11 protein-coding genes are annotated in these 12,808 nt (G+C 29.3%); all 11 read right to left on the bottom strand.

Annotated features, from left to right (window positions below):
- On the bottom strand, nucleotides 1-1,218 hold a 1,218-nt coding region (locus SVN78_04975), incomplete at its 3' end, for a penicillin-binding protein 2 (protein ID MDY6820956.1).
- The gene (locus SVN78_04970) at nucleotides 1,208-1,504 is read right to left on the bottom strand and encodes a hypothetical protein (protein MDY6820955.1); all 297 of its coding nucleotides are present in this window, start codon (nucleotides 1,502-1,504) and stop codon (nucleotides 1,208-1,210) included. The genes SVN78_04970 and SVN78_04975, both read right to left, overlap by 11 nt.
- On the bottom strand, nucleotides 1,501-2,442 hold the full coding sequence (rsmH, locus tag SVN78_04965) for a 16S rRNA (cytosine(1402)-N(4))-methyltransferase RsmH (GenBank protein MDY6820954.1): 942 nt from the start codon (nucleotides 2,440-2,442) through the stop codon (nucleotides 1,501-1,503). Before rsmH ends, SVN78_04970 begins: the two co-directional genes overlap by 4 nt.
- 1 nt (nucleotide 2,443) lies before the next feature.
- Nucleotides 2,444-2,911, bottom strand: a complete 468-nt coding sequence (locus SVN78_04960) for a division/cell wall cluster transcriptional repressor MraZ (protein MDY6820953.1) — start codon at nucleotides 2,909-2,911, stop codon at nucleotides 2,444-2,446.
- A 223-nt stretch (nucleotides 2,912-3,134) separates the two neighbouring features.
- Nucleotides 3,135-4,022 (bottom strand): phosphatidylglycerol lysyltransferase domain-containing protein, encoded by an 888-nt coding sequence (locus SVN78_04955; protein MDY6820952.1) that lies wholly within the window; start codon nucleotides 4,020-4,022, stop codon nucleotides 3,135-3,137.
- A gap of 52 nt (nucleotides 4,023-4,074) precedes the next feature.
- Nucleotides 4,075-5,730 (bottom strand): AMP-binding protein, encoded by a 1,656-nt coding sequence (locus SVN78_04950; GenBank protein ID MDY6820951.1) that lies wholly within the window; start codon nucleotides 5,728-5,730, stop codon nucleotides 4,075-4,077.
- A 1-nt stretch (nucleotide 5,731) separates the two neighbouring features.
- Nucleotides 5,732-7,000 carry a beta-ketoacyl-ACP synthase II gene (locus SVN78_04945; GenBank protein ID MDY6820950.1) on the bottom strand — a complete coding sequence of 423 codons (1,269 nt, stop codon included), beginning with the start codon at nucleotides 6,998-7,000 and terminating at the stop codon, nucleotides 5,732-5,734.
- A gap of 92 nt (nucleotides 7,001-7,092) precedes the next feature.
- Nucleotides 7,093-10,032, bottom strand: coding sequence for an AsmA family protein (locus SVN78_04940; protein MDY6820949.1), 2,940 nt, complete (start codon nucleotides 10,030-10,032; stop codon nucleotides 7,093-7,095).
- A 33-nt stretch (nucleotides 10,033-10,065) separates the two neighbouring features.
- On the bottom strand, nucleotides 10,066-11,058 hold the full coding sequence (gene pdxA, locus SVN78_04935; protein ID MDY6820948.1) for a 4-hydroxythreonine-4-phosphate dehydrogenase PdxA: 993 nt from the start codon (nucleotides 11,056-11,058) through the stop codon (nucleotides 10,066-10,068).
- A gap of 34 nt (nucleotides 11,059-11,092) precedes the next feature.
- The gene (locus tag SVN78_04930) at nucleotides 11,093-11,917 is read right to left on the bottom strand and encodes an aldo/keto reductase (GenBank protein MDY6820947.1); all 825 of its coding nucleotides are present in this window, start codon (nucleotides 11,915-11,917) and stop codon (nucleotides 11,093-11,095) included.
- Between the two features lie 24 nt (nucleotides 11,918-11,941).
- Nucleotides 11,942-12,808: dihydrodipicolinate synthase family protein (locus SVN78_04925; GenBank protein MDY6820946.1), on the bottom strand; the 867-nt coding region annotated here is incomplete at its 5' end.

The raw sequence follows: 12,808 nt of genomic DNA, 5'->3' as shown, positions 1-12,808 counted from the left end.
AATCTGAATAGGTGTAACCAAAATTTCCTGACCAATTGAAATAGAATATTTTGAAAGATTCGACCACCTATTAAGATCCCTAACTAACCCACTTTCCTCATTAAGACCATATATCCCTGTCTTTTCTCCAAAACCACATAATTTCAAATAATTATATAGTTTTATAGGTTGAATCCTTTTAGCTAACTTTACCATTCCAATATTACTTGACTCTACAACAACATCATAAATATTTAGACTACCGTGGGACTCTACATCATTAAAAATATTCCCTGAAATCCTATAGGAACCATTCTCGCAATCTATCCTTTCATGTTCATTAATCAATCCATTATCGACTAAGAAAGAAAATATCACAGGCTTAAATATTGAGCCTGGTTCAAAAAGAAATTGTGTTAAATTGTTTTTCCACAAATTCCTAGAATACTTATAATATTTATTAGGATCAAAGGATGGTAAGTGTGCAGAAAAGAGTATCTCCCCAGTATTTACATCCATAGCTGCAGCTAAAGCACCTGTTGCTTTAAACTCTTTCATATCACCACCTAGAATAATTTCAGCTATTCTTTGCATTTTTAAATCTATAGTTAGATAAACCTCTTTGGCCTCTCTTTTGTTAATACTGCTTAAATCTATAATTTTGCCACGGCTATCTCTTAAAAATGATAGTTTTGTCTTTTGTAACTTGAGAATCCTATCAAGATTATACTCAATACCATACAAACCCTGATTATCTATACCTGTAAAACCAATAATATCTGCTAATGATGATTTATTGGGATAAAATCTAAGATCATGTTTTACAAGATCTACTCTTGGATATTGTTCTTTCAAATTATAGGCATCTAATATATCAACCCCTCTTTTTATCCATCTAAAGCCTTCTTTATTAATAATAGAATTAATCTTGCTTTTATTGATTTCTATTTTTGATTTTGATAGAATATCTATAAATTTTTCTGGTGATTCAATTTTATCTCCATAAATAAATAGAGATGCAGTAGCTTTGTTATCTGCTACGATCTGGCCATTTCTATCATAAATAATTCCCCTGTTATTAGTAATTTCTACAAATTTATTAGATTGTTTTTCAGATAAAGCATAATAATAATCATGCTTCAATATCTGTAAATATATTAATCTTATAATAATTATAAATGAAATAATAAATACAAGGACAACAAATATGTAAACTTTAAACTCTCTATTATTCAACATAATAAACACTCTTGTAGCCAGGGAATTCCAAATTTAGCTCTTTTGCGCCTTTATATAGATTATTGTTATCTAAATAATTTATTTTCTTTTCATATAATTCCTGCAAATAATATCTCTTTTTATTAATATTTTGTTCCATGTAATATAATTCATAGCCTAATTTAATTGTGTTTACCCTCACATAAACAATACTGATAAGTATGAAAAATAGAAAAATTAACCAAAACACATTTTTAATTTTTAATGAAAAGTTTCTATAGTTGTAAGTTGCTTCCAATGTTTTCACTTCAACCTCTCTGCAACCCTTAACTTAGCACTTCTAGACATTGGATTATTTTTCACTTCCTCATCACTTGGTATTACAGGTTTCTTTGTTAACACATTAAACGTCTTTTTCTTGTTACATACACATTTTACAATACGAGGCGGACATATACATTCTTTTTCATAATAATTAAACTTTTCTTTAATTAACCTATCTTCCAATGAATGAAAACTAATGAAAGCTGCTCTGCCAGTTGGCTCAATTATATATTCCAATTTTTTCAATAATTCTTCTAATGCCTCTAGCTCTTTATTTATATATATTCTTAAAGCTTGAAATGTCTTTGTTGCCGGATGCAATTTAGTTTTTCTCTGATATTCAGCAGGAACTGCTTCTTTTACTATATTTGCAAGCTGAATTGTACTTACAATCTTATTAATAGCTCTTTTTTTTACAATTAAATTTACAATTCTCCCAGCAAATTTCTCTTCCCCAAATTTATAAATAATATTTTTTAAGCTATCTTTTGAGAATTCATTAACAATATCATATGCAGTTAATTCTATATCTTTTGACATCCTCATATCTAACGGCCCACTATTCATAAATGAAAAGCCTCTATCAGGGTCTTTTACTTGAAAAGTGGACATCCCAAGATCAGCGAATAAACCAATTACACTTCTAATACCCAACTCAGCTAGAATCTTATCAACATCTCTAAAGTTACCTTTAACTATAGTAACATTTTGGTTATGCCTAAATTTCTCCTTCAAAATATTAACTGCCTCTTCATCAACATCAATAATGATAAGCCTGCTGTCACTGTTAAGTTTATTCACTATACTCTCAGAATGCCCACCACCCCCTCCTGTGCAATCTACAAATACACCGGTCTTTTTATCTACCTCTAAAAAATTAATTAATTCATCAGTCATTACTGGTTTATGCATAATCTTCATATTATATACTCAATTCTGGAAATTCATCGCTTACGCTTTCATATAATTCATCTACATTTATTCCTTCAAATTCTTCCTTCCACTTAGTTATAGGCCAAATCTCAATCTTGTTTCTTTGTCCTGTAATTACACATTCATCTGTTAATTTGACACTTTCTCTTAAGATTTGGGGGATTAATATTCTACCCTGTTTGTCTACAGTTACCTCTTCAGCAGTAGAATATAAATACCTTAAAAACTTTTTAACCTTTTGATCTCTTGGGGGGTTATTATCCCACATTTGTTCTAATTTAATCCATTCTGCTACTGGGTAGGATACAATATGGGTTCCCACGGTTACTAAAACCATTCTTTCATCACCATACTTTGACTTTAATATATCCCTAAATTTAGAAGGTATAGAAACCCTGCCACTTTCATTAATACTGTGAATGCTTTTTCCTTTAAAACTAGTATATAGATTGTTCATAGCAAATTATACCATTTTATACCATTATATGACAAATAATACATTGCCTACTAAATTAATGTCAAGTGAAATAATGTAAATTTTTCATATTATAATTTTCAAAAGATTTTCTAAAACGCTCAAAAATACTGAGTAATAGAGGTTTAAAAAAGAATAAAGTTATAAGCAGTATGGTAATTTAACAAACATTTAACAATTAAATAAAAATATTTAGATTATTGTTTTATGGAGTTATTCTATACTTTTTAAGTAAATAATCTGGTATATATGATCTCTTTGCAATCCTAAGGGAATCTTTACCAAGGTCTTGCTCAAAATTTAGATATTTGTATCTCTTTGGTAAAATCTTGGCAAAATTGTTATAAATAAATTGATAAATGCCTTTATACTCTTTTTTAGCTTTTGCAAAATGAACAACAAATGTATCATCACGCAACTCCTCGCCTAAAATAAAACCTGCAGGATCATCATCTACATAATATATAATACCACACAATATTAATTCATCCATCTTTTCCAAAGCCTCATAACATGCCTCATAATCACTATCTGCCTTATTTAAATTGTTCTGATTAATCCACACGTCTAATACGTCTTTTGCTTTTTGGACCTCCTGTTTTACTAAAGGAAAGGATTTGTAGTTATATTTTATTTTAAACTGTTTTAATAAATTTCTCTTTTTATGGAGTTTTCTCCCCTTATAAGTACACATCTTTTCAGCAGTATAAATATAGTCTGTATCTGCTTCACAATAATATATCTTATCGGAAGGCATATTAAAGCTAGTAAGCCATCTTTCATCAACAGGAAAAATAATCTTATCTTCTTTTTTTGCAAAATCAATTAATTTAGTTATTTCTCTATCACCATTCTCTCTGCCATATAGATCTATTAATGGCATAACAAAATTAATATTATCAACGGTAATACCACTTAAATAGATACTATCATCAAATGTTATAACTTTATAATTATGTCTTTTTCTAAATAAATATAGATTAGCAAATGAATATTCAGATATAATGGTATCTATATCTTTAATTCTATAAAACAATAAATCTTTATGACTTAAGCTCAAATTATCAATTTTTACTGTATTAGATTTATTCATGTTAGATTTTATAAGTTATATTAATATATTTTTTTGTAAATATTAAATTAATTTAATCTGAAATATCTTTTAAATCGTTTTTTAGGGCAGCCCTTAGTTTGTAATGCTGCTTTTTACCTGTAGCTGTTCTTGGTAACTCTTTTACAAAAATATAATATCTTGGCCTCTCTTGTGGGGATAATAGCGTACTACTATTTACATAGAGGCGTAATTCTTTCTCATCAAGAGAATCATCTTTTTTAACTACATAAGCGACTATAATTTGACCCCTCTTTTTGTCGGGTGCCCCAACTATTGCCACATCTTCAACTAGAGGATGCCTATTTATAATCTCCTCAATATGGGCAGGATATATATTGTTTCCGCCTACTATTATCATATCATCTTTTCTTGATTTTATTGTAATATAGCCATCTTTATCCCAAACAGCCAAGTCTCCTGTGTAGAACCAATCCCCTTTAACCCTCTTTCTTTCCTCTTCCTCATTATTAAAATAACAAAGACTACCCTTTAGCGTATTGACAACAATCTCGCCTACTTCTTTACTGTCTTTTGCAACTAATTCGTCTGGATCTGCCAATTTATCCTTACAAACTTTTACAACCCTTACATCATCATCCATTGCAGCTCTACCAGTTTGTCCTGCCCTTGCTGGTAAATCTTCAGGTGTTAATAATTCGTTAAGTAATGTCTCTGTTGTTCCACAAGCATTATATATTTTATTAGTAAATACATCTATTAGTTCCAAGCATAAATCCCTTTCTAGTGGAGCTCCCATAGTTAATATAACATTAACGGAGGAAACATCCTTCTTTAATTTCTTTTGTTCATTTAATAAGGCAACATACATTGAAGGAACAGCAACAATCTGGGTAACCCTATACTTTTCAATGTAGTCAAGGGTACTTCTAGGGTGAAAATACTTCATTGACACAATTGTAGCTCCAATATAAAAGGGTGGTATCGGTCCTGATAGGTAAAGCCCACCCCTATGAAACCACGGAGAAATATTTAAATGCACATCATTAAAATTATTTTTCAAGCACATAATAACAGACTGGGCTGATAAAACCTCATTTATATTGTTAAAGATGACACCTTTTGGCATACCAGTTGTACCAGAGGTATACAATCTCGTTACTTCACTATATGCATCAAATTGCCTCTGATTTTTAGGTTCCTCTATTGATGCCCCATCTACAAATTCTTCATAGGAGATAAAGGGTCTCTCAAGTTTTTCATCCTTTTTGCAATCAACAACTACTATCAATTTTGGTTTGTAAGCTGACTCACTTAAAGCTTTATATGCTGTATCTTTTAAGGTATAATCAATAAACAAAAATATAGGTTTACTATCATTTAACACATAGGCTAGCTCACCTGGCGAAAACCTAAAATTAATAGGGCTATTTACACAACTTATCTTTTGAGCGGCCAAATATATAAAAGCAAACTCTGGGCAATTCATAAGCATATAAACAATTACATCATTAAAACTTGCCCCCCATCTTTTCATAGCATTAGCAAGCTTATTAACCTCATTGTTTAGCTCTCTATATGTGTAATAGATGTCTTTATTTGCATCAATAAGGGCAATTTTTTCTGGATATTTAAATACACTTCTCTCAAAAGCTTTAATATAGATAAAATTTCTCTCAAATAAATTTTTAAATTTACTGATATCGTAGGTATATCGATTATTATGCATTTTAAATCTCGTTATATTTCTTTAATACTATTGACCCATTGACACCACCAAAACCAAAAGAATTGGAAAGCGCCACATTAACCTCTTTTTTTCGGGCAACTAATGGAACATAATCTAAATCACACTCTGGATCTTGATTTTCTAAATTAATTGTGGGAGGGATAATGCCTTCAACAATTGTTTTAATAGTAAAAATTGCCTCAACTAACCCCGAAGCCCCTAATAAATGTCCAATCATTGACTTATTTGATGATATAGGTATTTTATATGCATAATCCTTAAATATTTTCTTTATAGCCTGTGTTTCAACCAAATCATTTATCTTTGTTGAAGTTCCATGTGCATTAATATAATCGACATCTTTTTCGCTAACTTTAGCATCCCTTAAGGCTCTCTCTATACATTCAACAATGGCAATGCCATCTGGATTAGGTGCTATAGAATGTGATGAATCAGTTGTAGCGCCAAACCCTGAAACCTCCGCATATATCCTTGCATTCCTATTTAAAGCAGAACTAAGTCTTTCAACAAAAATTGCCCCAGCTCCCTCAGAAATCACAAAACCTGACCTCTCCTTGTCAAAAGGCCTACTTGCTTTCTCCGGTTCATCATTCCATTTTGAGTCAGCTAAAGCAGTCAAATTGCCTAATGCAGCCATAATAGTAGGTGTTATACCCGCCTCTGAGCCAACAACAAGGGCTCCATCAATTTCGTTATATTTTATCAATTGATAGGCCAAGCCAAGTGCTTTTGTACCGGAAGCGCAAGCCTCCTGTAAGAAGTGTTGTGGTCCCATTAATGAATACTTTTTAGCAACATCCCCAGCAATAACATTAGATGCTAGGTTTAATATAAGAAAAGGTGAAACCTTGTTTGGGTTAAAGTTTTTATAATAATTTATACAATTGTTTTCAAATAATCTATAACCACCCAAACAGCTTGTTCCAACCACCGAATAGTTAAAACGCTTACCAAAATCAACTACAAAGGAGCTATCTTTTAAGCATGCATCAGCTGCTGTCATAAAAAACTGATGCATTCTATCAGTTCTTCTTATAAATTTCCTATCAAAGAGCTTTTTACTATCAAAACCTTTTACAAGGCCAGCTATCTTATTTTTAAGATTTTCCGTATCAAATACATCTATCTTAGAAATACCTGATACACCATTACACAAATTATGCCAACTATCTTCCAAAGTAAGACCTATTGGGGTTATAGCTGACATCCCTGTTACAACAATTCTTTCGTTTTCAGCTATTTTACTCATAGTAAGTTAAACCTTTTATCATATTTTTGTAAAATTTCAATAAAAAATTACAACTAACCATACATTACTATATATTTTTAAAACTTAAAAATTTAGAAAAGGTCTCTTAAAAACTTATCTACCTTTTCTTTTACAGGGGCTAGGTTTTTCTTAATTATATCACCTAAATTTTTCTTAACAAAAGCTTTGTAGTCAATCTCTTCTTTAGGGTTAAACAAGGGTCCTCTATATCTTATTGGTATAGGTTTTTCAGTTATAGCTTCATATATTACATCTTCTTTTATATTATCATGCTGGGAAGTTCTATTATCAACAGTTTTTTCAAAAGCAGGTCGTAACAAGCTAAGGTATATTGTATAATCTATATATTTTTTAAGAATATCTAAATAACCATCCCCTTTTATATTAAAAAAAGGTGAATGTATTAACAAGTTATTATTAGTAATTTTACCATCATTTATATTTAAATGAGCATTCATTTCAGCAAAGTCTTGAACATCTTTATTTAATGTTAGCCTTTCTCTTTCAATTAAACTAAAGATATTCCTAACAATTAAACCAATATTAATACCTTTGATCATACCATTTACAACATTTAATCTTATATCGCCTTTTGCATATTTTAACATGCTATCAGTATCCATTCCTTTAGTATTTAATGTAATATCCATATTAGCACTACCTGTAAGAAATGAATCTTCAAATAAATCTATCAATAGTGGATCAATATTTACACTACTTGCAGAACCCTTAAGCGTGAAATAGGGCATGCTATTTCCTGTATCAATATTAAGCTTACTTTCCAATAAACCGTTATAAAGCTGTGACTCTAAATTAAAACTATATTTATTTTCTTCACCATCTCCATCTACGGAAACACTATTTAACACCAAATCTTTTAATATTAGTTTATCAATATTAGCCTCTAAGGTTATTTTATTCTTTTTACATAATTGGAGAGTGCCCACTTCTTTATTATTAGTGACCTTTTTTTCACTAGATAAATTACCTTTGACATCCTCTTTTTTAAAAATACTATATAAAGCCATAAAATCATCTAGATTTATTAAATTAGAGTTAATAGAGCTTTTGATCATACAATTATTGTTATTAAACTCTGTAAATAAACTGCCTTTAATTTTTGAATTCTTAAAATTTATATCTAGTTTATCTAAGTCTAAAGACTTCTTTAAAAGGTTTAATTTATAATCACCTTCAAAGGATATATCCCTTATGCCCCTTTTCTCTATCGCATCTGTATCTGAACCCATAAAAAAGGCTATATCATTAACGTCAACTAATGTTTCTACATGACCCCTCAAGTCATTAAAAACTGAATCTATTTTGGTATTAAGAAAACCACTTAAATTAGATCTATTGAATTTTAAATTGCTGACAGCTATATCAATACTTTTGTCTTTTATATTTAGCGAGCCATTCAGATTAGCTAAAAATGGATATTTATTATTGACCCTTCCTTGAAATAATAATTTATTTATATTAATGCTTTCTTTATTAGCACTAAATTTTAATAATAAACTTGGCTTTTGTAAGAATCTTACATTGTATAAATCTTTGTTAAAAAATTGACTTATATTTAAATTTTCCGCATCAATATTAACGTCTAGATTATATAACTTGCTATCCTTTTTATATAAATCAATGCTTAGATTATGCTCTATATTATTTAATGAAAACGAAAGCTCATCTCTAAATTTCCCTTTATCTAAGATAGTTTTATTAAATATATTATTTATATCAAGATTATTAAATAAAAGTTTATCTATATTAAGACTGCCATTTATATTAATTTTATCTAAATTTATCCCTTGCAGTTTAGCAAAACTCTCTCTATAGTTGTTTACCTCTAGAGGTTTTTTTGTCTCTTTCTCATCCTTCTTTTTGTCTTCTAATTGTAAAGCTTTCTTAAGCTTATTTAAATCTAATTTATTTATATTAAGTTTATAATTTAGGCTAACTTGATCAGCTAATAAAAGCTCTGCAGAACCTGTTGCAGTTGTATTCAAAAGATTAATATTTAGTCCTGAAATACTTGCCAAATTACCTTTATAATTTATTTTTCCCTTTATATTAAAGGACTTCTCTTTAAAGCTGCCTTTAATATCAATATTTGAGATTGCTGTATAAGTTTTTTCAGAACTCTCTACATTTAAATCAGCTTTTATAGTAACATCTTCATACTTAATATCTATATTATCTAATTTAATAAGGGGTTCTTTAATATTAATATTACCGTCAAATGAAATATTAACGTCATCAAAATCATTGCCACCTACTTGTATATCTTTAAAGGTCAATCTATTATTTGTTAAATTTATTAGATTATCTTTTTTAAAAATCTCTCCTTCTAATAATAAATTTAATTTATTTTCATTAAATTCAGTATTAATATTTGATGTATAATGCATCTTTTTATTAACACCAAAATCATAAATATTTAAATCTTTTATTTTTGCAGCATACCTCGTATCATTTTTATAATCATTATACATAATAGTACCATTACTTAGTTTAATCGTATCAATCGAAAAACTAGTGATATCAATACTTTCTTCTTCTTTAGATTTTTTGGTCTCTTCTTTTTGTTTGCTATCACCTGCAGTTAAGTTTTTACTTAAATCACTCCAATTATTACTACCATCTTTTAAAACAGCTAATTTTATTTCCGGACTCTCTATTAAAAGGCTTTTTACTACAATCTCTCTGTCTTTTAAAAGCCTTACTATATTAAGTGATAAATTTATCCTTCCTAGTGATGCAAATATATCATTTTCAAAGCTTTTAGGATTATAAATACTTAAATCCTCTATATTAAAAGAAAAAAGTGGATAGAAAGATAATGATAGATCCCCTTCTATCTCTACTTTCCTGTGTAACGTTTCACTCAACTTAGATTCAATACTATCCCTATATTTTGATAGATCAAAGAAATAGACAAAACCAACAATTAATAGGACAATACATATTAAAAGTATTAATAAGCTTATTCCAAAATATTTTAATATTTTCATAATTTTCACCTATTGTTTTATAAAACAAATAATTTATAAAATTTCATTTTTAACTCTATATATTAAGGCTGCATACTCAATAGCCTTTAAAAGGCTATTTGGACTTGCTATATTCTTTCCTGCTATATCAAAAGCTGTGCCATGATCTACTGATGTTCTAATTATTGGTAAACCCACAGTATAATTAACTGAATCTTCAAAATGAACAAGCTTCATTGGTATATGACCTTGATCATGATACATTGCTACAACAATATCAAATTCACCCTTTAATGCTCTATAAAAAATAGTATCAGGTGGGAAAGGACCTACAATATTGATGCCATTATTTACTGCATCATTAATAGCAGGAATAATTTCATTTTTCTCTTCCATTCCAAGTATTGTTGATTCACCAGCATGTGGATTTAGACCACTTACAGCAATTTTTGGATTTTTCAAACCCAAACTTTTTATACAATCTAGAGCTAAATTTATATATTTATATATATTTTTTCTTGTTATAAATCTAGGTACCTCTTTTAAAGGGATGTGTGAGGTTACATGCACTATCCTTAAGTCATCAGAAATAAGAGCCATTGCATAGTCTTTCGTATTTGTTAATTCAGCTAATATCTCAGTATGACCTTTATAATTATAACCTGCCAGATTTAGAGCTTCTTTACTGATAGGGCATGTAACTATAGCATCTATATCTCTTGCAAGAGCCGCTTTAATAGCTGCAATTAAATAGTTGTAAGATGCCTTACCTGTAGCTGGGGATAATACACCAGGGGTTATATCCATTTCAGCAATCCCTTCAATATGGAAACAGTTAATTTTATCCTTTAAAATTTTCTCTTTTAAAGAACCCATGATATTCAAAGGCATTATGAGGTTAGTTTTTTTTATATAGTAAGTTAATATATCAGCGGAACCAAAAATTATAATATCAATATCCCTATTAAACTTTAACTGAGCAATAGCCTTTAAAACTATTTCAGCCCCTATGCCTGATGGATCCCCTAAAGTAATAGCTATTTTCATCTACTTAAAAACCTATAAAAATTATTAATCTAATTTATTTAGGATAAGAACCAATTCGGCCCTTTTCTCCTTCATTCAAATTATCAATCCTTAACATATCTTCATCATCTAATTCAAAATCAAATATTTCAGCGTTTTCTTTAATCCTTTCTGGATTTACAGATTTTGGTATTGTGACAATGTTTTTCTGTAACTGCCACCGCAAAACAACTTGAGAAGTTTTTTTGTTATGTTTAGAGGCTATCTCAACAATTATCCTATCATTTAATACATTACCACGGGCTAAAGGAGCCCATGCCTCAATAACGATATCATTATTATTGCAATAATAGTATAGAGACTCCTGCCAAAAATAAGGATGAAACTCAACCTGGTTAACAGCAGGGGGTATATTGGCTTTGGTTAATATTTCATCTAAGTGATGTTCTAAATAATTACTTACTCCTATTGCTTTAACAACTCCCTCATCGTATAGCTTCTCCAAAGCCTTCCATGTCTCCAATAGCTTTCCACCACAAGGCCAATGAATTAAATATAAGTCTATATAATCTAATTTAAGATTTCTTCTACTTTCTTCAAAAGCCTTTAGAGCTTCTTCATAACCATGTCTATCATTCCATAATTTTGTTGTTATAAACAATTCCTCTCTAGGGATTTTGCTATTATTAACAGCAGTTCCAACACCTGATTCATTAAAATATATATAGGCAGTATCAATTAACCTATAACCAACACTTAAAGCATATTCTACTGCTCTTTCTACTTCTCCACCTTCCTTTGCTTTATACACGCCCAAGCCTAGGCGTGGCATTTTTACATTGTTATTTAATGTTAATCTGCTTTTTGTTGGATTAACCATATAACACTTCCGATTATTATAGTTTTAAACAAATTCTTTAATATTACTAATGATTTTTTCTATTTGTTCAACTTTTTTATTATCCAAAGTGATATTTGGATATTTGACAAAATGCTTAAAAGTAGAATCAACATAATTTAAGGCATATTTGATGGCAATAGTAAAAGGATTTGAAATATCAAAGATTTCAAGTAATATAGATAAATGACCTTGCAAATATACTAATCTATCTATATCTTTATTTTTAAATGCATTAACAATCTCAACATATAATTTTGGGGCTATATTTGATAGGCCGCATATACCACCACTGCCCCCCCAGATAATATTAGGAATAAGATATTCATCTAATCCAGAAAAAATATAAAAATCTCTATTAAAATTTTTGAATTGTAGAATTATTTTTCTAGTATGACTTATATTGTCAACTGTATCTTTAATGCCAATAATATTTTTATGTTCTAATGCTAAAGCATAAATAAGATTAGGTGATATATTTATATTATTTCTCTCAGGAAAATTATATATAATAATAGGTAGAGCCGTCTTTCTTGCAATATCAGAAAAATAACTATAAAGCCCTCTTTCATCCATTGTATAATAGTAGGGGGCAATAACTATTAAGGCATCAGCCATATTTTTTTCGGCTACCTCAATTAATCTATAGGTCTCTTCCAAGATAGTACTTGATACCCCAACAATTGTAGGGACACGTTTATTAATATATTTAAGTCCCCTCTCTATAAATGAAGATTTTTCATTAGTATCCATATAAGGAAACTCACCTGTACTACCTAAGAGTAGAATACCATTTATTTTTGCATCAATTAACCTATCAATAAGTTTTTCATTTGCACTAAAATCAATTTCTTTATTACTATCAAAAAGTGT

The organism is Deferribacterota bacterium (assembly GCA_034189185.1).
GTDB lineage: Bacteria > Chrysiogenota > Deferribacteres > Deferribacterales > UBA228 > UBA228.
This window is presented reverse-complemented; position numbering and strand designations above follow the sequence as displayed.